This window comes from Pseudomonas sp. NFACC39-1, assembly GCF_900110355.1.
GTDB classification, from domain to species: Bacteria; Pseudomonadota; Gammaproteobacteria; order Pseudomonadales; family Pseudomonadaceae; genus Aquipseudomonas; species Aquipseudomonas tehranensis.
On the sequence record NZ_FODL01000001.1, the window covers coordinates 718810 to 744769 of the forward strand.

Annotated in this window: 24 protein-coding genes; 9 read left to right on the forward strand and 15 right to left on the reverse strand. The window is 60.3% G+C overall.

Annotated elements, in window-relative coordinates; all coding sequences use genetic code 11:
• Window positions 1-23: 23 nt before the first annotated feature.
• From BMY45_RS03195 to BMY45_RS03220, 6 genes are all read right to left on the reverse strand, one after another.
• A complete protein-coding gene (locus BMY45_RS03195) occupies window positions 24-1256 on the reverse strand; it encodes a D-amino acid dehydrogenase (protein WP_092394408.1) in 1233 nt (410 codons plus the stop codon).
• Window positions 1256-2683, reverse strand: coding sequence for an amidase (locus tag BMY45_RS03200; protein WP_092394411.1), 1428 nt, complete (start codon window positions 2681-2683; stop codon window positions 1256-1258). The genes BMY45_RS03195 and BMY45_RS03200 overlap by 1 nt, the downstream gene beginning before the upstream one ends.
• A gap of 4 nt (window positions 2684-2687) precedes the next feature.
• A complete protein-coding gene (locus tag BMY45_RS03205; RefSeq protein ID WP_092394414.1) occupies window positions 2688-3371 on the reverse strand; it encodes an amino acid ABC transporter permease in 684 nt (227 codons plus the stop codon).
• On the reverse strand, window positions 3368-4024 hold the full coding sequence (locus BMY45_RS03210) for an amino acid ABC transporter permease (protein WP_092394417.1): 657 nt from the start codon (window positions 4022-4024) through the stop codon (window positions 3368-3370). The genes BMY45_RS03205 and BMY45_RS03210 overlap by 4 nt, the downstream gene beginning before the upstream one ends.
• Window positions 4024-4812 carry an amino acid ABC transporter ATP-binding protein gene (locus BMY45_RS03215; protein ID WP_092394419.1) on the reverse strand — a complete coding sequence of 263 codons (789 nt, stop codon included), beginning with the start codon at window positions 4810-4812 and terminating at the stop codon, window positions 4024-4026. The genes BMY45_RS03210 and BMY45_RS03215 overlap by 1 nt, the downstream gene beginning before the upstream one ends.
• 75 nt (window positions 4813-4887) lie before the next feature.
• Window positions 4888-5766 carry an ABC transporter substrate-binding protein gene (locus BMY45_RS03220; RefSeq protein WP_092394422.1) on the reverse strand — a complete coding sequence of 293 codons (879 nt, stop codon included), beginning with the start codon at window positions 5764-5766 and terminating at the stop codon, window positions 4888-4890.
• 98 nt (window positions 5767-5864) lie between these two features.
• Between BMY45_RS03220 and BMY45_RS03225 the strand changes: the two genes are divergently transcribed.
• Window positions 5865-6953, forward strand: coding sequence for a GlxA family transcriptional regulator (locus BMY45_RS03225; protein ID WP_092394426.1), 1089 nt, complete (start codon window positions 5865-5867; stop codon window positions 6951-6953).
• Between the two features lie 73 nt (window positions 6954-7026).
• Here the strand turns inward: BMY45_RS03225 and BMY45_RS03230 are convergent, their stop codons facing one another.
• Entirely contained in the window at window positions 7027-7944 is a 918-nt protein-coding gene (locus BMY45_RS03230) for a LysR substrate-binding domain-containing protein (protein ID WP_092394429.1), read from the reverse strand.
• Between the two features lie 185 nt (window positions 7945-8129).
• Between BMY45_RS03230 and BMY45_RS03235 the strand changes: the two genes are divergently transcribed.
• The 7 genes from BMY45_RS03235 to BMY45_RS03265 all read left to right on the forward strand — a co-directional run bounded on the left by BMY45_RS03235 (window position 8130) and on the right by BMY45_RS03265 (window position 16175).
• Window positions 8130-9650, forward strand: a complete 1521-nt coding sequence (locus BMY45_RS03235; RefSeq protein ID WP_092394432.1) for an ABC transporter substrate-binding protein — start codon at window positions 8130-8132, stop codon at window positions 9648-9650.
• Window positions 9651-9754: 104 nt separating this feature from the next.
• Window positions 9755-10672 carry an ABC transporter permease gene (locus BMY45_RS03240; protein ID WP_092394435.1) on the forward strand — a complete coding sequence of 306 codons (918 nt, stop codon included), beginning with the start codon at window positions 9755-9757 and terminating at the stop codon, window positions 10670-10672.
• Between the two features lie 9 nt (window positions 10673-10681).
• The gene (locus tag BMY45_RS03245) at window positions 10682-11584 is read left to right on the forward strand and encodes an ABC transporter permease (RefSeq protein WP_092394439.1); all 903 of its coding nucleotides are present in this window, start codon (window positions 10682-10684) and stop codon (window positions 11582-11584) included.
• Window positions 11585-11600: 16 nt separating this feature from the next.
• A complete protein-coding gene (locus BMY45_RS03250; protein WP_092394442.1) occupies window positions 11601-12617 on the forward strand; it encodes an ABC transporter ATP-binding protein in 1017 nt (338 codons plus the stop codon).
• Complete coding sequence (locus BMY45_RS03255; protein ID WP_092394445.1) at window positions 12614-13603, forward strand: ABC transporter ATP-binding protein; 990 nt, start codon at window positions 12614-12616, stop codon at window positions 13601-13603. The genes BMY45_RS03250 and BMY45_RS03255 overlap by 4 nt, the downstream gene beginning before the upstream one ends.
• The gene (locus BMY45_RS03260; protein ID WP_092394448.1) at window positions 13600-15024 is read left to right on the forward strand and encodes a M20 family metallopeptidase; all 1425 of its coding nucleotides are present in this window, start codon (window positions 13600-13602) and stop codon (window positions 15022-15024) included. Before BMY45_RS03255 ends, BMY45_RS03260 begins: the two co-directional genes overlap by 4 nt.
• Window positions 15021-16175 (forward strand): M20 family metallopeptidase, encoded by a 1155-nt coding sequence (locus tag BMY45_RS03265; RefSeq protein ID WP_092394451.1) that lies wholly within the window; start codon window positions 15021-15023, stop codon window positions 16173-16175. The genes BMY45_RS03260 and BMY45_RS03265 overlap by 4 nt, the downstream gene beginning before the upstream one ends.
• Before the next feature lie 512 nt (window positions 16176-16687).
• Here the strand turns inward: BMY45_RS03265 and mdeB are convergent.
• The 4 genes from mdeB to BMY45_RS03285 form a co-directional block, all read right to left on the reverse strand.
• A complete protein-coding gene (gene mdeB, locus BMY45_RS03270; protein ID WP_092394454.1) occupies window positions 16688-19384 on the reverse strand; it encodes an alpha-ketoglutarate dehydrogenase in 2697 nt (898 codons plus the stop codon).
• On the reverse strand, window positions 19381-19803 hold the full coding sequence (locus BMY45_RS03275) for a hypothetical protein (RefSeq protein WP_092394457.1): 423 nt from the start codon (window positions 19801-19803) through the stop codon (window positions 19381-19383). The genes mdeB and BMY45_RS03275 overlap by 4 nt, the downstream gene beginning before the upstream one ends.
• 49 nt (window positions 19804-19852) lie before the next feature.
• Window positions 19853-20311 carry a transketolase gene (locus BMY45_RS03280; RefSeq protein ID WP_092394460.1) on the reverse strand — a complete coding sequence of 153 codons (459 nt, stop codon included), beginning with the start codon at window positions 20309-20311 and terminating at the stop codon, window positions 19853-19855.
• A gap of 138 nt (window positions 20312-20449) precedes the next feature.
• Window positions 20450-21466 (reverse strand): 1-aminocyclopropane-1-carboxylate deaminase, encoded by a 1017-nt coding sequence (locus BMY45_RS03285; RefSeq protein WP_092394463.1) that lies wholly within the window; start codon window positions 21464-21466, stop codon window positions 20450-20452.
• 197 nt (window positions 21467-21663) lie between these two features.
• Here BMY45_RS03285 and BMY45_RS03290 point away from each other — a divergent pair, with 197 nt between their 5' ends.
• A complete protein-coding gene (locus tag BMY45_RS03290) occupies window positions 21664-22173 on the forward strand; it encodes an Lrp/AsnC family transcriptional regulator (protein WP_092394466.1) in 510 nt (169 codons plus the stop codon).
• Between the two features lie 112 nt (window positions 22174-22285).
• On the opposite strand, the gene BMY45_RS03295 is transcribed toward BMY45_RS03290, so the two are convergent.
• The 4 genes from BMY45_RS03295 to fmdA are packed head-to-tail and all read right to left on the reverse strand — an operon-like array spanning window position 22286 to window position 25957.
• Window positions 22286-23311, reverse strand: coding sequence for an AAA family ATPase (locus BMY45_RS03295; protein WP_256573618.1), 1026 nt, complete (start codon window positions 23309-23311; stop codon window positions 22286-22288).
• A gap of 3 nt (window positions 23312-23314) precedes the next feature.
• Window positions 23315-24358, reverse strand: a complete 1044-nt coding sequence (locus BMY45_RS03300; protein ID WP_092394469.1) for an aliphatic amidase — start codon at window positions 24356-24358, stop codon at window positions 23315-23317.
• Window positions 24359-24372: 14 nt separating this feature from the next.
• Window positions 24373-24717: an FmdB family zinc ribbon protein gene (locus BMY45_RS03305; protein ID WP_092394471.1), complete on the reverse strand. Its 345-nt coding sequence runs from the start codon at window positions 24715-24717 to the stop codon at window positions 24373-24375.
• 10 nt (window positions 24718-24727) lie between these two features.
• Window positions 24728-25957, reverse strand: a complete 1230-nt coding sequence (fmdA, locus tag BMY45_RS03310; protein ID WP_092394474.1) for a formamidase — start codon at window positions 25955-25957, stop codon at window positions 24728-24730.
• Window positions 25958-25960: the final 3 nt, after the last annotated feature.

A 25960-nucleotide genomic window follows, 5' to 3' on the forward strand; every position in this document is an offset into this window, starting at 1 on the left:
GTTTACTCCATGAATTGAGAAAGTTAAGACGCTGTGCCGTCGATCAATCGGACCAGACGTTGAGCGCTACCAAACGCCAAGGTCATGCCCAGCGCACCCTGGCCGCAATTGACGTACAGGTTGTCACAACCGCTGACGGCCAGAATCGGTCGCCCGGTGGGGGTCGCCGGACGCCAGCCCGTCCAAGGCTGGCAATCAACGGCGTTCGCTTTCAGGCCGAACAATGCCTGCGTCGAGGTTTTCAGTTGCTCGATACGCTTGGCGGGAATCGATGCATCCAGTCCACACAACTCGACCATCCCCGCGACGCGTAAGCGGTCACCGATCCGTGCGAACACCGTTTTGCGCCGCATGTCGGTGACGCTGACCGTCGGTGCATTCATCGAATCGGTGATCGGCAACGTAATGCTGTAGCCCTTGAGCGGGTAGACCGGCATGCGCACACCGAACGCTGATAACAACCCCGCACTGTAAGCGCCAGCCGCCAGCACGACCGCCTGCGCTCCTAAAAGACCAGGGCCTTCGATGGCGTGGTGTATCTGCAACGCGGTGATGCGCCCGCGCTCACGCTGGAAACCGCTAACCTCACTGTCGAACAGAAAACGCACCCCCTGCTCGCTCAATAGCCGCGCAAGCTCCTCACACAATTTGCGCCCGTCGACCGCACATTCGCTGTCGGTATGGATCGCACCGTGAAACGCCTTCTTGTAGCCCTCAAGTGCCGGTTCGATCGATACGGCTTGTTCGGGGCCGACTATTTTTTGTTGCCTGGCGCCTTGACCAGCCTGGAATTGCACCTGCTCGCTGGCTTTGCGCAGGCTTTGAGCATCAGGGTATAGCACCAGTTTTCCGCTACGGGCGAAGTCGCATTGCACCTTTTCCTGACTGATGAATTCGTCCAGCGCCAGCCGACTTTCATGCGCTAACGCCAGCAACTCGACTGTGGTCTGACGCGAAACGGACGTGCGGCAGGCCGCGAGAAACTCAACGCACCAGCGCCATTGCTCCACGTTCCATTGCGGCGAAAACTTCAGCGGTCCGTTGCGCTCCAATAGCAATTTCGCAATGCCCGGGAGCAGGGAGGGATCAGCCAGCGGTTGTACATAGCTGTAACTCAATTGTGCGCCATTGGCAGCGCTGGCCCCCATGCCAGGCCCTCCCGCCCGATCGATAACGGTGACGTGATGACCGGCCTTGTGTAAAAACCAGGCACTGCTCAATCCGACGATGCCGGCACCGACTACACAGATCTCCATTACGCCACCACCCTGTCCGACAGATCCCAGCCCACAGGCCGCAATTGGTGCCAATCACTGACTTGCTGGTAAGCGTGGGCTATCCGCAGGACCAAGGGTTCGGCGAAAGCACGACCGACGATCTGCATCGAGACCGGCATGCGTTGCTCGTCGAAGCCCACCGGCAGCGCCACTGAACAGAGATTGAGCAGGTTGGCGAAACGCCCGAGCAAAGCCAGAGGCGTGCCATATTCATCGATCTGACTTAACGGCACACTGCCAATGGCGTTGGTCGGAAACGCACAGGCATCGACATTGGACATGGCTTCATCCATGGCTTGACGGGCAACACGTCGCTGAGTGTGCAAATGGATATAAGCCGCCGCGTCGATGGCCCGTCCGCTCAGCACCCGACGTTGCACATGAGGATCGAAGCGCAGATCACCGCGCTCGAACAAACTGCCAAGGCTGGCGTAGCCTTCGGCGCTCATAAGGCCACCGGCGACGCGCATGCACTGGTCCAGCGAAGTCGGGAGCGGCTGTTCGATCAGGTGCATGCCCAGTGCCGCCAATTGCTCAAGCCCCCGGTCATACGCGGCCAATACGCCGGGCGCGATGTGTACTCGTTCGGTCTGTGGCAGCACCCAGATGCGCAGACCGGCCACAGGACGATTCAAGCCCGCTGCGGCGCTGAATACCGGCGACTTGGCCGAAACCGGATCCAGCGGATCCGGCCCCAGCAGAGCATCAAGCATCCACGCAGCGTCTTCGACGGTGTGCGTAATGGGCCCCACCGAATCCAGCGATGGACACAACTCAATCAAACCGTGACGGCTGATCAACCCACGCGTGGTTTTCAGCCCAACCAGACCACACATACCCGCAGGGATCCGCACCGAGCCGCCGGTATCGGTGCCCAACGCCGCGCTGGCCAACCCGCCAGCCACGGCCACCGCCGAACCACTGCTGGAACCCCCGGGAGCACGATGCACTTCTCGGTCCCAAGGGTTCCACGGCGTGCCCATCACCGCATTTGTGCCCCACCCCCCGAAAGCGAATTCAACGGTGTGGGTCTTACCCATAATGATCGCACCAGCGCGTTCCAGTCGCTGGACGGCCGTGGCGGTCAGCCTTGAGATACGCGGCTTCTGTGCCAGCGAGCCACCGGTGATGGCCTTACCGTCAATCTCGAACAAATCCTTGATCGCGACCGGAATACCGTGCAATGGCCCCAGCTTGACGCCCGCAGCCCGCTGCCGATCGGCCGCGATGGCGGCACCGAGCGCACGCTGGGGATAGGCCTCGACATAAGCATTGAGTTGACCGTTGAAGTGCTCGATCCGCTCCAGTTGCGCGCAAACCAGGGACTCACTGGTGAGCGTTCCAGCCTCAAGCGCTTGCTGCAACTGGCCAATGCTGTGGGAAGCGGTTCGATCCAGGGTGTTCATATGTTCAACCTCGAATGGTTTTGCGTCCGCGAGAAAAACGCACTTCCAGCGCTCGCGACAACAGAGAAAGAGGGAAAGCGATGACGAAATAAAACAATCCCACCAGCAGGAAAATATGCATCGGCAAAAAGGATTCGGATGCGATAGCCCGGGCCGCCAGCATCAACTCATCGGTGGCGATCAGCGCGCACAGGGAACTGTCCTTGAGAATCGACACGTAGGCATTGAGCAACGGCGGCAACATGCCGCGAATGGCTTGCGGGAAGATCACTGCGGTGAAGGCTTGCAGTGGCGTCAGGCCGGTGGCTATGGCCGACTCACGTTGGCCGCGATGCAAGGCGTCCAGTCCACCGCGCAAGATTTCCGCGACGTAGGCAGAGCCCTGCAAACCCAGACCGATGGCTCCTGCCCAGTAACCAGACAGCGTCAGCCCGAGGCTGGGCAAGGTGAAATACAGCGCCAGCAGCAACGCCAGAAGCGGCACCGCACGCATACCCTGAATAAAGGACACCGCCACACGTTTGAGCCAGACGCTGGGACTCTTCATCGCCCAGGCCAGTAACGCGCCCAATACCGCCGCCAGGGCGAAACCGGTCAGGGACAATTCGGCGCTGACCCGTGCGCCGAGTAGGAGGCGAGCGCTCCAGTCGCTCCAATACTCCGGGTACTGCTGGAAAAAACTGATCATCGCGCCGCCCCCAGATGACGTTCAAGTCGGATGAATCCCACGCCAATGGGCAGAATCATCGCCGCATAGATGCACATCACTGCCAGATAAATCAGCGAGGTCTGAAACGTCGACGTCACCAGATTGCGTGCCAGGAACATGATTTCCGGCACGGCAATGGCCGAAGCGATGGACGTGTCCTTGATCAGTTGCGTGACGTAGTTGGCGTACGCCGGCAACGCAACGCGCAGGGCCTGGGGCAAGAGGATGTAGCGCAGAGTTTGCATACGATTCAGGCCAACGGCCTGCCCGGCTTCATGTTGGCCGACGTGCAACGACTGCAGGCCAGCTCGGAAAATATCGGCCAGCACGGCGCTGCCTACCAGACTCAAACCGACGATGGCCGCCAGCCACGCGGGCAAATTGATTCCAAGGTAGGACAGCCCAAAGTAGATAAGAAACAGGTGCGCCAGCGCAGGTACATTGCGCATCCACTCGACGAAACAGGCAATGGCGCCGTGTACCAGGCGCGATCGACTGAAGGTCAGTAAAACCGCCAGCACCAGCCCTCCCACGCTGGCCAATACCAAGGTGCAGAGGGCGATTTCCAGCGCGTTCATGGCGCCTTTCAACAGCAACGGCAACAGCCCGAGGAAAGCGTCCAGATTGGCCATCAAGCGCTCTCCACTGCCATGCGCCCAAGAAAGCTGCGGGTGCGTTCGTGTCCAGGGTTGTCGATTACTTGTGCCGACGGCCCCTGCTCGACAATGCGCCCGCCGTCCATGAAGATCACCCGATCCGCCACATCGCGGGCAAACTTCACTTCGTGGGTGACCATGATCATGCTGCGGCCCTCCTCCGCCAGTTCGCGAATCACTGCCAACACTTCGCCGACCAACTCGGGATCCAGCGCGGAAGTCGGTTCGTCGAACAGGATCACTTTTGGCTGCTGAGCCAAAGCGCGGGCGATGGCGACCCGCTGTTGCTGACCACCCGACAATTGTTCAGGATAAGACTCGGCTTTGTGGCGCAGATGGACTTTCTCCAACATCGCGTCGGCCAACTCATACGCCTGCTTGCGCGGTATGCCTTGGGCCTTGATAGGGCCAAGTGCGACGTTGTCGCGCACGTTCAAGTGCGGCCAGAGGTAGAACAACTGAAACACCATGGCGATCTCGCGGCGCTGCGGCGCCAGTTCCCGGTCGCTCATCAGGCGTAAACGCTTGCCATCCTTGACCTGCCCGATCAACTCGGCCCCCAGCCAGATCTCGCCACTGGTAGGTTTTTCCAGGTAATTGATGCACCGCAGACAGGTGGATTTTCCAGATCCGCTTGGGCCAATCAGCGATAGGGTTTCACCGGGTTTCAACTCCAGACTGATGCCCTTGAGTACTTCCAGATCACCATAGTGCTTGTGTAATTCATGCACGCGCAGCAACGCCGCGCCAGACGGGTTCGACATGTCGGCTCACCTCTTATTGTTGTCGGCCTGGCGATGAGTCGGTGCCGGTGTGTGACCCGTCCCATCGCCTCACACTTACTTGCAGCCAGGCAGCGTCCAGTCCGACGGGCGATCGACACCCTGGCGCAGGTCTTTGCCTTCGGGCATGAACCAGACATCCTGGGTCAGGCCATAACGCGCACCGATCTTGCGCATCTCACAGTTTTTCCAGAGCGTCTGTATCTGCGCATTCACCGCAGCCACCATTTCCGGATTGGCCTTGTTGAAGCCGAACACCACCTGGCCCAAGCCAGTGAGCAATGGGAAGTTCGGGTCGTTGTCGACAAAGGCGTTGAAATGCAGGTCCCATTGCTCGTTGCGGGAAATGGCGTATTGCATGACCGGTGGATCGCCGATCACCGCATCGATGCGTCCGGCAAGCAGATCACGCACAGCCGCGTCAGAGGTGTCGTACAGCGCGACTTGCAGGCCATCGATCTTGCGCATCTCAGGGATGAACGAAAAACCGGTGATGGTGCCGACCTTCTTGCCCTGCAAATCCTTGAGGCTGTTCCAATCGGTCTTCCGGGTCTGGGTGATACCGTTCTTGAAGTAATGGATAGGGTCGCTCAAGGCCATGATTTTCGAGCGTTGCTCGGTCCAGCCCATAGTCCCCGCCATGACATCCACCCGCTTGGACTGTACCGACGCAATCGTCCCTGACCATTCCATCAATGCCGGCTTGATCTTAAGCCCCAGGTTTTCGGAAATTTGTTGAATAATTTCACCGTCATAGCCGACCATTCGACCGTCTTGATATCCTGTGCCCGGCATATCACCACTGAAAGCGATGGTCAGGCTTCCCGGTTCTACCGTTTCCAAGGCGAACACCGGTGCCGCAGCCAGCATAGACAGCATAGACAGCAGAAAACCGGCACAAATACCGGAAAAACGCTGAGTGTTTGATCTCTTCATCGGATGTTCCTCGCTCGTTATAGTGGTGGCAGCAGAACGTTTCGTATGGGCCCATCGTAGTGGGATCGGCGGCATAGACAGTTGGATGCTTTGCACGAATGATTGAACATTTGCGACATTCTGGTGATGAAGAGCCGGCTACGCTTCAGCAAAGTCTGGTGAGCGAGCTCGATCGCGGTCACGCCCGTCATCCGCCCGTCCGCCGCGGCGCCAGCGAGCTGTCCATTGGCATCCTGCTATGGCCCCGCTTCCCGCTACTGTCACTCTCAGGCCTGACCGATGCATTGCGGCATGCCGCCGATACCGGCGATCAAAGCCGCCCCATACGCTGCCAATGGAAAGTACTCGGCACACCCGGGCAAAGAGTCATTTCCAGCAGCGGGCTGGACGTGCCCATCGACAGCGAACTCGCTGCCCCAGAGCACTTCGACTACATCGTGGTCATTGGGGGATTGCTCGATTCCATCGAAGCGGTGCCGAAAACCTATCCCGCGTTCCTGCATCAGGCGGCCGCCGCACAGGTGCCGTTGATCGGCCTGTGCACCGGCAGCTTCGTGCTCGCGCGATATGGCCTGATGGAGGGGCGAACGGCGTGTGTCCACGCCTATCATGGCGACGATTGGAAGCGGCTGTTTCCCTCGTTGCGCTTTGTCATCAACAGAGACTTTCTGATCGACCGAGACCGGATCACCTGCGCAGGCGGTGTTTCAGTGATCGAATTGGCCCTTCACCTGATCGGCCTACATTGCGGGCCGGATCGGGCAAGCAAGGTTGTGCATCAGATGACGGTGGCAAAGAACACGTCCAGCAGCTTCGTCGATCGGCGCAAGGCACTCGGGTACGCCAGCTCGTCCAATCGGCGGCTGCATGAAGCGGTGATGTTGATGGAAAAACACATGGCCGAACCTCTGGAGATCGAGGCCATTGCGCACCTGGTCGGCACCAGTAAACGGCAATTGGAACGCCTGTTCGTCGCTGAAACCAACAACAGCCCCGCCCAGTTCTATCGCCAAGTCCGGCTCAGGTTCGGCCGATGGCTCCTCGTGAGTTCCGACCGTCAGATCGGTGAGATCGCTTTTGAATGCGGCTTCGCGGATGCCCCTCATTTCATTCGACATTTTCAGAGCCTGTTTGGCCTGTCGCCGGGGAAGCTACGCAAGGTCCTGATGCAACAAGATGGAAAATAACGCCGCAAGTTACCCTAACTCTATGTACAACGCCATTCCTGGGGAACCGTGCGCCCGCCTATCTCGTCCTTTTTCAACGACGCTTCGCCCTCTCCAGCTCAGCAATCAAAAAATCCCTGAACGCAGAAACCGCCGCCGGTAAATTGCGTCCTGCCATGCTTTGCAGTTCGATGCGCCGCGCCTGCATGCCCTCATCGAGGATCGGCAAGCATTGCAGTGCCTTGTCCGCCACCTGCTTGTGCAAGGTCATTTCGCTGGCCAGGCTGATACCGCCCTCTTCGCGGACGAAGCTATAGAGCGAGGCAACGTAATTAGTGGTCAACACCGGGTCGAACAACAAGCCCTGTACACCGCAACAGATGTCGAACAGTTGCCGTATCGTGGTGTCGGCCTTGGGGAGCGCAATGGGCCAGGGTTGCAACTCGGCGAGGCTGACAGATTCACGCCCGGCCAAAGGATGGGAATTGGAGACCACGGCAAAAATCGCCCCGCCCAGGACATGTTCGACCTTGATTTCCTTTTGCGGCGTCAGGCTGAAGGTCATCGCCAGATCGGCTTCGCCGGAACGCACCTTCTCCGTCGCTTGCGCAGGCGCACAGACCTCCAATGTGAAATGAATGCCCTGATACTCACGCCTGAACGCACTAATGCTGCTGGGCATGTATTCCAGTGCAAACCCTTCCGAGCAGGCAACATGCACATGACCTCGTTGCAAGCCATGCAGCTCGGTAATTTCCAGCACCACCTGCTCGGCCTCAAGCTGCGACTTGCGCGCATAAGCCGCCAGTCGCGTCCCCGCCTCGCTCAGCACCATGCCTCGGGCACGGCGCTCGAACAGGCTGGCATCCAAGGCCAACTCAAGCTTGGAAATTTGCCGGCTCACCGCGGACGCGGCGACATTCAGCCGTACCGAGGCTTCGCTGATCGATCCGCATCGCGCTACTTCAAGAAAATAGCGCAGTGCCGTGGACTGCACACCATACAGCTGCATTGGCGCCCCCAAGGTTTGCCTTTTCGGCAAAGAAAGTATCGAAATATTATTCTTGTGGCATTGATAGCCTTTCCCTACATTCGAGTCCAGACCAAAAAAAACACGAGCCGATCTTTTTTCCTTCTTTGCGCGTTTGCGATTCGCTGCCCTTTGATTCAACCACTCTCGCCAACGGAGACGACGGCATGGGCATCAAAGGTTTCGCCTGCAGTATTGCGCTGATGGGCCTCATCAGCAGTTTTCCGGCTCATGCCGGTAAAGCCAACGACACCCTGGTTTACGCTTCCGACAGCGAGCCTGAAAACATCAGCCCCTATCACAACGATTTACGCGAGGGCGTGATTCTTGGCCGGCTGATCTGGGACAACCTGATCTACCGCGACCCCAGCAGCGGTGAATACAAACCCATGTTGGCCACCCGCTGGAAACAGGTCGACGACACCACCATCGACTTTGATCTGCGCAAAGACGTCAAATTTCACAACGGCGACGCCTTCACCGCCGACGACGTGGTGTTCACCCTCAACTACGTGGTGTCGCCGGAATCGAAAGTCGTTACCGTGCAAAACGTGGACTGGATCAAGAGCGCCGAAAAAACCGGTGACTACAGCGTCCGCCTGTATTTGAAGAAGCCTTTCCCTCCGGCGCTGGAATACCTGTCCAACGCCGTTCCGATGTTCCCCAAACAGTACTTCGAGAAGGTCGGCCTGGCCGAATTCAGCCGCAAGCCAATCGGGACCGGGCCGTATAAAGCCGTATCGGTGGTGGCTGGCGAAGGCGTCACCATGGAGCTCAACAAGGACTACTTCCCGGACAGTCCACAAGGCAAGCCCCATATCGGTCACCTGAAATTTCGCGTGATCCCGGATGCAGAAACCCGCCTGGCCGAGTTGATGACCGACGGTGTCGATTGGACCTGGCGTGTGACCCCGGATCAGGCAGTCGACCTCAAAGGCATGCCGAACCTGACCGTGAGCAGCGGCGAAACCATGCGCATCGGCTTCCTGATTCTTGATGCTCGGGGCACTTCCTCGGAAAACTCGCCGATGAAGCACCTCAAGGTGCGTCAGGCCATCAACCATGCGATCAACCGCAATGCGCTGGCTACGCAATTGGTGGGCGGCGAAGCCAAACCTTTGCAGGTTGCCTGTTATCCAGGCCAGTTCGGCTGCGATACCACCGCGGCCACGGTCTACGACTATGACCCGGCCAAGGCCAAGGCGCTGCTCGCCGAAGCCGGTTACCCAAATGGCTTCGAAACAGAAATCTTCGCTTATCGCGACCGTGATTACGTCGAAGCCATCATCGGCAACCTGCGTGCTGTGGGCATCAACGCCAAGCTGCGTTACTTGAAGTACGCCGCCCTGCGCGATCAGCAACGTGGCGGCAAGGTGCCGATGTCGTTTCAGGCCTGGGGCTCGTTTTCAATCCTCGACACCTCGGCGTCGGCCGGCACCTGGTTCAAGGGCAATCCGGACGACAACATCAAGGACCCGCAAGTCCAGGGTTGGTTGCAGACCGCCGATAACGCCCTCGACCCGCAAGTGCGCAAGGACAACTACCGCAAGGCGTTGCAGCGCATCAGCGAACAGGCGTACTGGGCGCCGATGTTCAACTACTCGATGAACTACGCCTACACCGCCGAACTCGCGTTCACGCCGTACCCGGATGAGCTGCCGCGTTTCGTTCAGTCCAGTTGGAAGTAATCCGCCACCGGGCGGATTGATCGAGAGGTGCCGTGGCTGCGAACAAACCCGCACCACGGACACCTCCTCACACCTGTCATCCATTGGATATGAGGAAACTTGCCATGCTTGGATTCCTTCTGCGCCGTCTGGGCATCGCTATTTGCGTTGCCATTACCGTGTCGGTGATCAGCTTTTCTCTTTTGCACCTGTCCGGCGACCTGGCCACAGCCATTGGCGGACCGGAAGCCACCAGCGAACAGATCGAACAGATCCGCGTGCAGTACGGTTTGAACAAACCGCTGCCGACCCAGTACTTCAACTGGCTGGGCGATTTGCTGCGGATGGACCTGGGCAACTCTTTTTTCTTTCAGGAGTCGGTCTACAACCTTGTCGCCAGCCGCTTGCCGATTACCCTGGGGTTAGGTGCCATGGCGCTGGCTATCGCCTTGCTAGTGGCGATTCCACTGGGCGTGCTGGCGGCGGTCAAACGCGACACCTGGGTTGATCGACTGGCCTTGAGCATCGCGGTGCTGGGTCAGGCCATGCCAAGTTTCTGGTTTGCGCTGATGTTGATCGTGGTGTTCGCGGTGACGCTCAAATGGCTGCCGGTGTCCGGCAACTCGACCCTGCTGCACTTCGTCATGCCAGCCATCGCCTTGGGCTACTACGCCACGCCGGCAATCATGCGTCTGACCCGCGCAGGCATGCTGGATGTACTCAGTTCCGATTACATCCGCACCGCCCGCGCCAAGGGCCTGCGCCCTGCCCGTGTGCTGTTCAAGCACGCCCTGCGCAACGCCTTGATTCCGGTCGTCGCGCTGGCGGCGGTGGAGTTCGGCTTCATGCTCGGCGGTTCGGTGGTGATCGAAACCGTGTTCTCCCTGCAAGGCATCGGACAACTCGCCTGGGACGCTATCGCCCGTGACGACTTTCCGGTGGTACAGGCCGTGGTCCTGCTGATTGCAGTGATCTACATCATCCTCACCTTGCTGGCCGATGTGCTCAACGCACTGCTCGACCCGCGCATTCGCGTGCGCTAGGAGGCTTACATGAGCACCCCCACGACCCTCGCGATCAATGACTACCTGCCACCCCCGAGCAGCCTGAGCCGAGTACTCGGCAAGAGCTTTCGTCATCGTGGTTTCGCCATCGGCGCGGTGTTGTTGCTGATCATCTTCGCCGGTGCACTGTTCGCGCCGTGGCTGGCACCTTACGACCCTTATGCGCAAGACGTGATGCTGCGCATGAAACCGCCGGTATGGATGGCCAACGGCACCTGGGAATACGTCCTGGGCACCGACAAGCTGGGCCGTGACTACCTGTCGCGACTGCTCTACGGCGCACGTATTTCGCTGTTCATCGGCATTGCGGCGGCGTTGATTTCCGGTTTTATCGGCACCGTCATGGGGCTGTTGGCCGGTTATTACGGCGGCAAGGTCGATGCGTTTATCAGCTACCTGATCACCACCCGGCTGGCGATGCCGGTGGTGATGGTCGCGCTGGCCTCGGCCTCGCTGATGGGCGGCTCACTGAAAGTGGTCATCGTGCTGCTCGGCTGCCTGTTATGGGATCGCTTCGCGGTGGTGGTCAGGGCTTCGGTGCAACAGATTCGCGATGCTGAATATGTGGCCTCGGCCCAAGCGCTTGGCTGCTCGACCCTGCGCATTCTGGTCAGTGAAATTCTGCCCAATCTGGTCGGCGCGCTGATCGTCGTCGCGACGCTGGAAATGGCCCACGCGATCCTGCTGGAGTCGGCCTTGTCGTTCCTCGGGGTTGGCGTGCAACCGCCGACGCCGTCCTGGGGTTTGATGATCGCTGAAGGCAAACCCTACATGTTCTTTTCCCCATGGGTCATCGCCATTCCCGGCGTCGCCCTGATGGTTCTGGTGCTGGGCATCAACCTGGTCGGCGACGGCCTGCGCGATCTGATCCTGCCCGACGGCCGCAATTGATAGAGGGCACCGAACAATGGCACTACTCCATGTTGAAAACCTGCGCGTGGACATCCCCATGGGCAACAGCCCGACGCCAGATGACATGCTGCATGCCGTGCGCGGTCTGGATTTTGAAGTCGAGCGCGGGGAAATGCTGTGTATCGTCGGCGAATCCGGCTGTGGTAAATCCCTGACCTCGCTGGCGCTGATGGACCTGTTGCCCCGCAAGGCCAAACGCACTGCGTCCCGGCTGACGCTGGACGGCATCGACATGCTCGGCCAGAGCGAGCGGCGCATGTGCGACCTGCGCGGTAACCGGCTGGCGATGATCTTCCAGGAACCGATGACCTCGCTGAACCCGGCCTACAGCATTGGCGATCAGCTCAGCGAAGTGCTGACTCAGCATCGCAAGGTGTCACGCAAGGATGCCCTGGCGCGCGCCGCGCAGATGCTGGAGAAAGTCGGTATCAGCAACGCCACCGAACGCTTGCGTCAGTACCCGCATCAACTGTCTGGCGGTTTGCGCCAGCGGGTGATCATCGCCATGGCGCTGATGTGCGAACCGGACCTGATCATCGCGGATGAACCCACCACGGCCCTGGACGTGACCATCCAGGCGCAGATCCTGCGCTTGATCCGCGACATTCAGAAAGAGTTCGGCCTAGCGGTGATCTTCATCACCCACGACCTCGGGCTGGTGGCACGGATCGCCGATCGGGTCGCCGTGATGTATGCCGGGGAAATCGTCGAAACCGCCCCTGCCCTGCAACTGTTCGAAAACCCACAGCATCCGTACACCCGTGGTCTGCTGGCCAGTATTCCAATCCCTGGCCGGACCCAACCGGGTGCGGCGCTGGGTTCGATTCCAGGGCTGGTACCGAGCCTGGTGGGCGAACAGCAAGGTTGTGCGTTCCGCAATCGTTGCGCCCAGGCGATAGCGGCCTGCGCGCAAGACATCCCAGAAGTCGAACAGGACGGCCACATGGCGCGCTGCCTGTTCGCCACACCGGCCCCGGCGCCGATTCGCCTTCAAGAGCGAGCACGGTCATGAAAAAAGACATCGCGTTGGAGCTGTGCGACATCCGTCGCGAGTTTCGGATCAACAAGGGCTTTTTCAAACCCGCCGCCACCCTGAAGGCCGTCGATGGCGTTTCCCTGCGCCTGATGCGTGGCGAGACCCTCGGTCTGGTAGGCGAGTCCGGTTGCGGAAAAAGTACCCTGGCAAAGATGTTGCTCGGTCTGTTACCGCCCACCAGCGGCGATGTGCTGGTTAATGGCAAACATCTAGCGGCGACTGATCGCAAGGCAATGTCCCGGCACATCCAGCCGATATTCCAGGACCCGTATTCCTCGCTGAACCCACGCAAGACGCTGCGCGAAATCGTGACCCTGCCGCTGATCGTGCATGACATTGGCAGCCCCGCCGAGCGGCGCAAGAAGACCGAAGAGATGCTCGATGTGGTCGGCCTGCCCAAACGGGTCATCGACAGCTATCCGAGCCAACTGTCTGGCGGCCAACGGCAACGGGTGGCCATTGCCCGGGCGTTGATCATGCGCCCTGACGTGTTGATCTGCGACGAACCCACCTCGGCGTTGGACGTTTCGGTGCAGGCGCAGATTCTCAACCTGCTGCAAGACCTCAAGCGCGAATTCGGCCTGACCTATCTACTGATCAGCCATAACCTGGCGGTCATCGAACACCTCGCCGACCGGGTCGCGGTGATGTACCTGGGGCGCATCGTCGAAGAACGCACTCGCGAATCGTTGTTCGCCAAACCTGGCCACCCGTATACCCGCGCCTTGCTGGATTCGGTGCTCACACCCGATCCGCGCCTGGGCATTCCCGACATCGGCCTGCACGGTTCCTTCCCCAATCCGATGTCACCGCCGCCCGGTTGCGCCTTCCATCCACGCTGCCCGAGCTGCTTCGCCCCCTGCAAAACGGCCTACCCGGCCAAAGAGCCGATTATCGGCGGCAACGTGCGTTGTCACCTTCACGACAATCCTGCCCAAACACTGGAGCTCGTCCACTCATGAGTCGTTCACTGGCCATCAGCAACACCACAGAGCAATTTGATAACGGCGCATTTTTCAATCTGCTCGAACGTAGCGTCGCCTTGCACACCGAAAGCCAGGCAACGGACAGCCGGCCCGAGTTGTATCGCTACCTCAATGACTTCATCACCCCGCATGTCGAGGCGATGGGCTTCAGCGTCAAGATCTACGACAACCCGGTGGCAGAGCGCGGCCCCTTCATGATCGCCACGCGCATCGAACATCCAGAACTGCCGACCGTGCTCAGCTACGGCCACGGTGATGTGGTGCGCGGCTATGAAGCGCAGTGGCGTGAAGGCCTGTCGCCGTGGCAGGTCGTTGCTGAAGGCGATCGCTGGTACGGCCGCGGCACGGCGGATAACAAAGGCCAGCACCTGATCAACCTGACCGCGCTGGAGCAAACGCTCAAGGCGCGCGACGGCAAGCTGGGTTTCAACGTCAAATTGCTGCTGGAAATGGGCGAGGAAGAAGGCTCACCGGGCTTGAATGCATTCTGTGCCGCGCACAGTAAAGAGCTTGCCGCGGATATTTTCATCGCCTCGGACGGCCCGCGCCTGGCGGCCTCACGACCGACGATTTTTCTCGGTTCACGCGGGGTGTTCAACTTCGAGCTGGTGGTCAATTTGCGCGAAGGCGCTCATCACTCTGGCAACTGGGGCGGGTTGCTGGCCAACCCTGGCATCATTCTGGCCAATGCCATCGCGAGCATGGTCGATGAACACGGGCGGGTGAAAGTGGCGGGGCTGATGCCCGAGACACTGCCTGAGCCGGTTCGCCAGGCACTGGCCGATATCGACGTCGGTGGCGGACCGGGCGATCCGCAGATCGACGCCAACTGGGGCAACCCGGAACTCTCGCTGAGCGAAAAAGTGTTCGGCTGGAACACCCTCGACGTCATCGCCTTCAAGACCGGCAACCCGGACGCCCCCGTGCACGCGATCCCCGGCAAGGCCAACGCCCATTGCCATATCCGCTTCGTGGTGAACAGCGACTACACGACGTTCATCCCGGCGGTGCGCGCCCACCTGGATGCTCATGGTTTCAGCAATGTCGAGGTCAAGCAAAGCCGCATCGACGTGATGCATGCCACTCGGCTGGACCCGCAAAGCCCCTGGGTCAATTGGGCGCTCAGCTCCTTGGCCCAGACCACCGGCAAAAAACCTGCGCTGCTGCCAAACCTCGGTGGCTCGCTGCCCAACGATGTGTTCGCGGACGTGCTCGGCCTGCCCACATTGTGGGTGCCGCACTCGTACCCGGCCTGCTCGCAACATGCGCCGAACGAGCACTTGCTGGCACCGGTGGTCAAGGAAAGCCTGCAAATCATGGCCGGGCTATTCTGGGACCTGGGCAACGATGCGGCACGCCTGACCCAAGAACATCAGTTGCGGGAGCAGGCACAATGAGCGCCACGCCACAACAGGCGCTGGACTGGCTTGCCGACCAGCGCCAGGCCATGGAAGCGCTGCTGCAGCGTCTCGTCGACACCGACTCCAACAGCTATGACAAAGCGGGCGTCGACGCAGTGGGCGCGCTGCTCGCGGCTGAACTGGAAGCCGACGGCATCCTGCTCAAGCGCATGCCGGTGGAGGGTTTTGGCGACGTGCTACTGGCCGAAGTACCAGGCGAATCTGGAAAGCCAGTGTTGCTGCTGGGCCATCGCGACACGGTGTTCCCCAAAGGCACCACCACGACGCGCGGCTACAGCTGCGATGGCAACCTCGCCTTTGGCCCCGGCGTCGCCGACATGAAAGGCGGCCTGGTGCTCAATTGCTTTGCGCTCAAGGCACTCAAGCGCGCTGGGGCGTTGCCCTATCCGGTGCAGGTTCTGTACAGCGGTGACGAAGAAATTGGCTCCGGTAGCGCCAGAATCCATATCGAACACGCCGCCCGTGCCGCCCGCGCCGTGCTCAATACCGAACCCGGTCGGGCCAGCGGTAACGTGGTCAGCGCCCGCAAAGGTGGCGCCACGCTGATCATCGAAGTCAGCGGTCGCGCGGCGCATGCCGGGGTCAACCATGCCGACGGAGCCAGCGCCATCGAGGCCCTGGCACGCAAGATCGTCAAGTTGCATGCCTTGACCGATTACCCGGCGGGCATCACCACCAACGTTGGCCTGATATCCGGGGGCACGTCCAGCAACACCGTCGCGCCGAGCGCCTCGGCCCGGCTGGACGTGCGCTTCATCGAACTCAAGCACTGGGACCGGATCTTCAGCGCCATCCAGGCCATCGTCGCCGAAGAAGAACTGATCGGCACCCACGCCATCCTCAAGGAAGCGACGACCTTTCTACCCATGGAAGCCCATCACAGCGAACGGCTGCTGCACATCTACCAACAACAAGCGCTGGCGCTGGGTTTCAGCGTCGAAGGCGAGTTCACCGGCGGTTGCGCCGACTCCGGATTCACCGCCAGCCTGGGCATTCCCACCCTGTGTGGCCTCGGCCCGGTGGGTGGCAAGGTCCACACCGATCGCGAATACCTGGAACTGGACACGCTGGTGCCTCGCGCCCAAGCCTTGGTGGCGACCATTCTGGCTGTTGGCGAGAGCAGTTGAGATAACGGGGCGTCGAGATCAAAGTCCAAAGCAAGAACAAGAGCAGGACACACGTCCAGCCTCTATGTAGCTGAACCACCGCCTTCGCGAGCAAGCCCGCTCCCACAGGGGCCGCGGGTGTTCACAGCATCTGCACACACCACAAAAACCTGTGGGAGCGGGCTTGCTCGCGAAGGCGTCGGCATAGCCAACATCACTTCAAACTGATCCACCGCTTTCGCGAGCAAGCTCGCACATGGACTCGCGGGTGTTCACAGCATCTGCACACACCACAAAAACCTGTGGGAGCGGGCTTGCTCGCGATGAGGCCAGTAAGCCCAACATCCATGTGACTCAACCACCGCTATCGCGAGCAAGCTCGCACATAGACTCGCGGGGGTTCACAGCATCTGCACACGACACAAAAACCTGTGGGAGCGAGCCTGCTCGCGATGAGGCCAGCAAGCCCAACATCCATGTGACTCAACCACCGTCTTCGCGAGCAGGCTCGCTCCCACAGGAGGAAGCTGGTTTCAAGCGTCCCAAGGGGCCACGGCGTCAACGTCAATCGCGTAGCGTTCAATGGCCTGGGCACAGACACTCGCGTCCAGACGCCCCTCATGCACCAGTGAGGTCAGCGCACTCAGGACGATCTGGTGGCGGTCCACTTCGAAGAACCTGCGCAGTTGGTTGCGGGTATCGCTGCGGCCAAACCCGTCGGTGCCGAGCACGGTGTAATGGCCATCGAGATAACTGGCGATCAACTGGGGCAAGGCGCGCACGTAGTCGGTACAGGCAATGATGGGCGCCGAGTCGCGAAGGCATTCTTGAACATGACTGCATTGGGCAGCTTGTCCGGGATGCAGACGATTCCAGCGCTCCACTTCACGAGCATCACGTGCCAACTCGGTGAAGCTGGTAACGCTCCAGACCTGACTGTCGATGCTCCAATCGCTGGCCAACAACTCGGCAGCGGCAATGACTTCGCGCAAGATCGTGCCGGAACCCAGCAACTGCACGGCGCCGCGCGCTTCCTTCACTTCATGCCGGGCAAATGCATACATGCCCTTGATGATCGCCTGTTCGACACCTTCAGGAAGGTTGGGCTGCGGGTAGTTCTCGTTCATCAACGTGACGTAATAAAACTCGTCGACCTGACGCTCCAGCATCTGGCGCATGCCGTGATCCAGAATCACCGCAAATTCACCCGCGAACGCGGGATCGTAGGCACGACAGTTGGGCACCATCGCCGCCATCACGTGGCTGTTACCGTCCTGATGCTGCAAGCCTTCGCCCCCCAGGGTTGTGCGCCCTGCGGTGGCACCGAGCAGGAACCCGCGAGCGCGCTGATCCGCCGCGGCCCAGATCAGGTCGCCGATGCGCTGGAAACCGAACATCGAGTAATAGATGTAAAACGGCAGCATCGGCAGGCCATGCACCGAGTAGCTGGTCGCGGCCGCGACCCAGGAACTGATGGCGCCGGCTTCGCTGATGCCCTCTTCGAGAATCTGCCCGTCCAGGGCTTCTCGATAACTGAGGATCGAACCAATGTCCTCCGGCTCATAACGCTGGCCCACGCTGGAGTAGATGCCGATCTGCTTGAACAGGCTAGCCATGCCGAACGTACGCGCTTCATCCGCCACAATCGGCACGATGCGCGGCCCCAGTTGCTTGTCTCGGAGCAAGCCGCTGAGCATCCGCACGAAGGCCATGGTGGTGGACATTTCCTTGCCTTGGGCGGCGATGGCAAATCCGGCGTAGCTGTCTACGTCGGGCACGGCCAATGACGCGCAGGCCGAAGGTCGCGCAGGCATGTAGCCGCCCAACGCCTGGCGGCGTGCATGCAGGTAGCGCATTTCCGCGCTGTCGTCGCTCGGTTTGAAGAAGCTCAGCGAGGTAGTCTGCTCATCGGTCAATGGCAGGTTGAAACGGTTGCGGAACGCGATCAACGCCTCATTATCGAGTTTCTTCTGCTGGTGCACAGTCATCTTGCCCTGCCCGGCGTCGCCCATGCCGAAGCCCTTCTTGGTCTGGGCCAGGATCACCGTAGGTTTCTTGCCCTCGAGCATTGCGCTTTGATACGCGGCAAAGATCTTCACCAGGTCATGACCGCCGCGTTTGAGGCGGTCGATCTGCTCGTCGGTCAGGCCTTCGGCCAAATGCGCCAAGGCCGCGTCCTGGCCGAAGAAATGCTCGCGGTTGAAGCGCCCATCCTTGGCCGCAAACGTCTGGAACTGGCCATCGACCGTGGCCGACAATGCGCGGACCAGCGCACCGTCTTTATCCCGGGCAAACAATCTGTCCCAGTCGGAACCCCACACCAGTTTGATCACGTTCCAGCCCGCACCGCCGAACAATGCCTCGAGCTCGTCGATGATGCGACCGTTGCCACGCACCGGGCCGTCCAGCCGCTGCAGGTTGCAATTGACCACCCAGACCAGGTTATCCAGCTCTTCGCGTGCCGCCAGGGTCAACGCCGACATGCTTTCCGGCTCATCCATTTCACCGTCGCCAAACACCCCCCAGACGGTTCGCCCCGAGGTCTCTTGCAGGCCGCGGTGCTCCAGGTAACGCATGAAACGCGCCTGGTAGATCGAGCTGATCGGACCGATCCCCATGGAGCCCGTCGGGAACTGCCAGAAGTCCGGCATCAACCACGGGTGTGGATAACTCGACAAACCCCGGGCGCCATTGGCGCGCGCGCCGATCTCTTGCCGATAGTGCTGCAGGTCCTTTTCTTCCAGGCGTCCCTCAAGGAACGCCCGGGCATAGACGCCTGGCGCCGAGTGCGGTTGGTAGAACACCAGGTCACCGACGCCGGTTTGGGTGCGCGCCTTGAAGAAATGGTTGAAGCCCACTTCAAACAGATCCGCCGCGCTGGCATAACTGGCAATGTGTCCACCCAATTCGCCGTAGGCGTGATTGGCCCGGGCAACCATCGCCAGGGCATTCCAGCGCATGATCGAGGCCAGACGCTCTTCGATGGCCAGATCGCCTGGAAACATCGGTTGCTGCTCAACACTGATGGTATTGATGTATGGGGTGCCATGGCTGGGCCGCCAGCCGATGTCCGAAGCGTTTGCCACGGCCAGCAGCATGTCGAGGATCTGTTTGGCCCGGCCCGTGCCGCCGTGGGCTGCGACGGAGAGCAATGCCTCACGCCACTCGGTCATTTCTTCATCCTCGGCAGCCTGGCCCGGCCATTGGGCATGGGGAGCGGACAGGTTCATAGGCAACTCCTGCAGGTGTCGGGTATCACTTCAAGGTGGCGCGAATGGCTCACTCGGGCGAGGCTTTTGACCTGCTCAACCGCCGCGATGACGGCATGTTCGGCCGCCTCGTCTGGTGCAACCGGGTAGAGGCATGGCTGACCAATTGAAAGGTCGTGCAAGAAGCGCTCATCAAGTTCACCGAGCACCACAAAATGGCAGTCACGCTTGGCCACTGGCACGCCAACGAGCTTGCCCGGCGCGGTGTTCAGCGTATCGACATGGATCAGTGCAACATTGTCAAAACAGCTGAACCCCTGATGGATCAACTCAATATGATCACTATCAAGTCCGCTCACGATGACCACGATGCGCGTACAACTGGAAGGCTCGCGCATCCACGTCATGGCGTGGGCACGACCCTCGGCGGTTCGGCTCATAAGCTTTGCCTTTTTCCTGTTTCAACAAGCGTATTGACGAGGGCATGGGTTAGATGACGCCGCGCGCCTGCAGCACGCTTTTCGCCAGACTTTGGGTCGCCAATAACACCTCTTCCACCTGGCGATCCATCGCCACCGTGGATGAGGCTATTTCGCCAAGTTCGACGACGCGCAGCGGGTGGCCGCAGACGGATCCCAACCAGGTCAGACCAGAGAACGTACCCACTTCCAGTAAAAAGCTGCCGTGGGGGACAGCGCCTAACAGTTGGCTGGCATAACACACCTCGCCCCCGGCAGACGGCTGCGGGTTGGAGCCGACCCGCAGCCAGTCGACCATCAACGCTTCCGCTTGCTTGACGGCCAGATAAGCCACCTGGTCCCAGTCATCTATCGCCACGTGCAGCTTGTCGATCATGTACTTGGGCAACGCAGCGCTGGTCACGATGACCACCCCGGCATCCGCCGAAGGTTCCTTGATCCAGACTGCGGATTGCGATATCGCATGCATGGCGGTACTCCCGGCGGCTTGATTGCAGCAGCTTGCTCTCGGCGGCGATCCGACGATAAGGCCGTGACATTCAACATTAATGCCGACTCACCCAGCGCTTCGTGAGCAAGCTCGCTCCCACAGGTTATTGGCGTTTAATCAGCCGTTGCGGAACAGGAAGCTGTAGGCGTTCAGCGCAGGTGCCCCGCCCAGGTGCGCATAAAGCACTTTCGAGCCTTCGGGGAACTCGCCGCGGCGGACCATTTCGATCATGCCGTGCATGGATTTGCCTTCATACACCGGGTCGGTCAGCACACCTTCCAGGCTGCCGCACAGGCGAATGGCTTCCAGCGTACCTTCGTTGGGCAAACCGTATTCCGGGTAAGCGAAACGTGTATCGAGCACCACGTCCTCTTCGGTGATCTCGCGACCCAGTTCCACCAGCTCAGCGGTGTGCCGAGCGATACGCAGAATTTGTGCCTTGGTTTTCTCGGGCTTGGCCGAGGCATCAATGCCGATAACGTTCTTCGAACGGCCGTCCGCGGCGAAACCGACGACCATGCCGGCCTGGGTACTGCCGGTCACGGAGCAGACCACGATGTAGTCGAACGTGAACCCCAGTTGTTTTTCCTGCTCCCGCACTTCCTCGGCAAAGCCGACGAACCCCAGCCCGCCGTAAGGGTGTTCGGAACAACCCGCCGGGATCGGGAACGGCTTGCCGCCCCGCTCCTCCACGTCGCTCATGGCCTTCTCCCAGCTGGGCCGAATACCGATGTCGAACCCGGCGGCATCCAGCCGTACGTCCGCGCCCATGATGCGGGACATCTCGATGTTGCCAACGCGGTCATACACGGCGTCGGAGTAGTTCACCCAGTTTTCCTGCACCAGCACGCACTTCATGCCCAGGTGAGCGGCGACGGCAGCGACCTGGCGGGTCTGGTTCGACTGGATCCCGCCGATGGACACCAAGGTGTCGCAGCCCTGTTCGAGGGCCTCAGGAATCAGGTATTCGAGCTTGCGCGTCTTGTTGCCGCCGAAGGCCAGGCCGCTGTTGCAATCTTCGCGTTTGGCATACAACTCGACCTTGCCGCCCAGGTGTTCGCTGAGGCGTTTCAAGGGCGTGATGGGCGAAGGACCGAAGGTCAGCGGATAACGTTTAAAACGATTCAGGTTCATGACTCTGCTCCTCGATTATTGAATATCCAAGCGCCAGGCCGAAAAACAAAGGCTGCATTCCAGGCTCTTTCAGGGGGCTTCGATGAGTTCAATACTAAGAAGAAATCAAAAAATATGTATTGCAAATAATCGCCAAATAAAGAAACATAATTTTCACATAACCAACTAAAACATATTTTTATTGTGTATAAATAAATATGAACGCAACAAATAATCACAGCAAGTCGGGCGAAACAGTCCCAATGCCGCAGCCGCTGGATCGAACCGACCGTGCCATCCTCAAGACCCTGCAGCGAGATGCCTCCATCTCCAACGTGGCGCTTGCAGAGAAGGTGAAATTGAGCGCACCGGCATGCCTGAGACGCGTCGAACGGCTCAAACAGGCCGGCCTGATCAAGAACATCGTTGCACTGCTGGACAATCAAGCGCTGGATGCTGGGATGGTGGTCCTGATCGGCGTGGTGCTGGACCGCTCCACACCGGAGTCCTTCGCCGCATTCGAGGCGGCCGCACAAAAAGTGTCCGGCTGCATGGAATGCCATGTGGTGACGGGGGAATTCGACTACTTCATGTTGATCCGAACCAAGGACAGCAACAGCTTCAACCGGCTCCACGCGGAGCAACTGCTTTACCTGCCCGGGGTTCGTCAGATTCGCTCGTTCATGGGTTTGCGCCAGGTCTTGTCGACCACCCATATCCCCTTTTGAGGCTCAATTTGGCCCGATGTCAGGTTCAACTTACGTCGGCTTGCACGTTGAAACAGCTCGGGTCCCGGTGGGCAGGAAAGTGGAATACCGAGGGTTGGCAGTGGCTGGAAAACTAGCCGGACGGACATTTCTGCCGCCGCACCACCAGCCGCTGGTCTTGTACCGTTGCGATCATCTGTCCAGTCTCGGCGCTAGCCAGCAGACAGTCAGCTATCGCGGGCTCCAGCTCGATCCGCACTCTGCGCACCAAGGCGCGAGCGCCGAAGCGAGAATCATGTTTGCGTCCCAACCAGGCCCGAGCCAGTTCGTCCACTGAAAGCTGGCGATGCGCTCCCAGGCGTTGATTGAGTTTGGCCAGCTCGATATCCAAAAGAGCGTCCAGCCAGCGACCCTCTATAGGGTCGAACACCAGGATACGATCGATGCGATTGAGAAATTCAGGCTCGAAACGCTTGTGCAACGCCCGCTCCAGCAGCGCTGTCTCAGCCTCCGTGAACCAGCCCAACAGACGTCGCCAGCCGCGGTTCAAACGTTGTCTGCGGGTAATGGCCTGACGCGCGCCGATGTTACTGGTCATGAAGATCAGGCTGTTGCGAAAATCCAGAGTGCGACTGCCGCCCGTCAAGGTGAGCTGGCCATTCTCCAGAATTCCCAGCAGGCTGCGCAGTACCTCATCGCTGGCCTTTTCCAGCTCATCGAACAGGACGATACCGGGACGGCTATAGCTGCCTTGGATCAACTCACTGTCGAACAGGCTGACGCCCTCCTTGCTGCCCACATAACCCGGCGGCGCCCCGGTCAGCGCCGCGGCGTAATGTTCCTGGGCCAGGGTCTGCATATCGATGCGGCACAGCGCGTCGGCACGTCCGTGAAGGGCCTGGGCCAGCAAGCGGACGATCTCGGTCTTGCCAACCCCCGTCGGGCCCATGAACAGATTGACCCCGAGCGGGCGCTCTCGCTCGCCGATGTCCACTTTGAGCACCTTGAGTTGCGCCTCGACCGCCGCCAACGCCGCGTCCTGACCGACGATGCGCGCGCGCAGCAGCTCCATCACCTGCTGCGGCTCGAAAATAAAGCGCGAAATCGGCGGGTGTACCTCGGGCGGTCCCGCCGCCGGGATCTGCCGAATCGATGACATGCCTCAGCCCGCCGTCTTTTCTTTGCCGTCGTGGGGCAACTGCCCCACCGGACAGTCCGCCACCCCCACGGTGCGCCGGGTGATTTTTTCCACATCCTCCCGGGCCTTCTGCGCATCCAGAACCCAGGTGCGATAGAACTCGAACGGACAGTCGGCGATACCCTTGTCACCATCGCCTGAATCGTAGAGGCCGGTGTAGCCACGGTGAAGCAGCTTGAACAAATGGTTCTGCGACTGATCGTTGGCCCGGGCATCGCGTATCTGCGAGATCGACAATTGGGCGTACTGGATGCCCATTTCCTCCTCCCCACACTCGCCCAGGGTCCGCCCGTCGAAACCGATGATCGCCGAGTGTCCGAAGTATGAATACACCCCGTCGAAGCCGGCGGCGTTGGCCACCGCGACGTAGCAGTTGTTGGCCCAGGCCATGCTCTTGGACATTTGCACCTGCTGCTCCTTGGCCGGGTACATATAGCCCTGGCAGCGCACGATCAGCTCCGCGCCCTTCATCGCACAGTCGCGCCAGATCTCCGGGTAGTTGCCGTCATCGCAGATGATCAGGCTGATCTTCATGCCCTTGGGGCCGTCGCAGACATAGGTGCGATCACCGGGGTACCAGCCTTCGATGGGGCACCAGGGGATGCACTTGCGATAGCGCTGGACGATCTGCCCGTGATTGTCGATCAGCACCAGGGTGTTGTAAGGCGCCTTGTGCGGATGTTCCTCGTGGCGTTCGCCGGTCAGGGAAAACACGCCCCAGGTATTGGCCTCGCGACAGGCCGCGCCGAAGATGGCGGTCTCTTCGCCGGGAATAGTCGCGGCGGTGGCCATCATCTCGTCACGGTCATAGAGAATGCCCATGGTGCTGTACTCAGGAAACACCACCAGGTCCATGCCCGGCAGCCCCTGTTTCATGCCCTTGATCACTTCGGCGATCTTGTGGGCGTTGTCGATGACCTCAGCCTTGCTGTGCAGGCGCGGCATCTTGTAGTTCACGACAGCAACACCGACGGTATCGGGGCTGCTGGAAATGTCGCCATGGCGCATGAAGAAATCCTCCGTCAGTGACTGATCATCCAGGGTCTTGGCCCGGTCTTGCTCTTGAGTCCCAGGGGATTGGCCTTGCTCGGCACCACCGGTTTGTTCGGGGTACAGCAACCGCAACCCTTGGGATGGCGCCGCTGCTGGTACTCGGCGACGGTCTGCGGCGCGTGGGTGCTGCGCTCATTGGTAGCAATGGCCTGACGCTGACTGCTCGAGAGGCAGTTCAACGCCGGCACCGACAGCTGCAAGCCACCACCAGCGCCGCCACAATAGGGGCACTGGCAAGGCTCGTGGCGCTGGCTCATGGGCCGCAACAGCGTGAAGGTGCCGCAAGCTTGGCACTGGTATTCGTAGGTCGGCATGGTGGGCGTCCTACAGGTCGGGAGCGATGGGCAGGTCGATGCTGCCATCCAGATGCTTGATCGGACCGCTAGCATTGGGGTTGATGTCGAAGTCGAAGATCTCGGTCGGCAGCCACAACGTCGCGCAGGCATTGGGAATGTCCACCACACCGCTGATATGCCCCTGCACCGGCGCCGAGCCCAACAATGCATAACCCTGGGCCGGGGAGTAGCCAAACTTGGTCAGGTAGTTGATCGCATTCAGGCAGGCCTGGCGGTAGGCGACGTTGACGTCCAGGTAATGCTGCTGGCCGCTCTCGTCCACCGAGATGCCTTCGAAGATGAGGTAGTTGTTGTAGTTCGGGGTGATCGGGCTCGGCTTGAACACCGGGTTCTTGATCCCGTACTTGGCCATGCCGCCCTTGATCAGCTCGACCTTCATGTGCACCCAGCCGGCCATCTCGATGGCGCCGCAAAAGGTGATCTCACCGTCACCCTGGCTGAAATGCAGATCGCCCACCGACAACCCGGCGCCATTGACGTAGACCGGGAAGAAGATTTTCGAGCCCCGGGACAGGTCCTTGATATCGCAGTTACCCCCATGCTCGCGCGGTGGCACCGTGCGGGCACCGGTGGCCGCCGCGTCATCGCGGGCCTGGCCCTTGAGCTTGCCCATGTGCGCGGTGGCGGCCAGGGGGGCGTTGGCCAGTGGCGGCACGCGGGTCGGGTTGGTGTCGATCAGTTCCTGCTCACGGCGATTCCAGTCGGCGAGCATCACCGGATCAGGCAGGCAACCAATCAGCCCGGGGTGGATCAGCCCGGCGAAGTTGACCCCTGGGATATGCCGCGAGCGGGTGAACATGCCATTGAAATCCCAGATGGCTTTCTGCGCGCTAGGGAAATGGTCGGTGAGAAAACCGCCACCGTTCTGCCGGGAAAAGAAACCGTTGAACCCCCACTGCGAGTCGGCCTTGGCGCCGATATCCAGCAGGTCGACCACCAGCAGATCACCCGGTTCGGCACCGTGTACGCCCACCGGGCCGGACAGGTAGTGCACGGTAGAGAGGTCGATATCGCGCACATCCGCCGCATCGTCGTTGTTTTTGATCGCCCCGGCGGTCCAGTCATAGGTCTCGAGAATGAAGTCATCTCCCGGCTTGACCCAGCAGGCCATCGGGATGTCTGGATGCCAGCGGTTGTGGATCTGCTCATTCTCGGTGGCAGGCTGGTTGAGGTCGACTTTGATCAACGTATCGGTCATGGC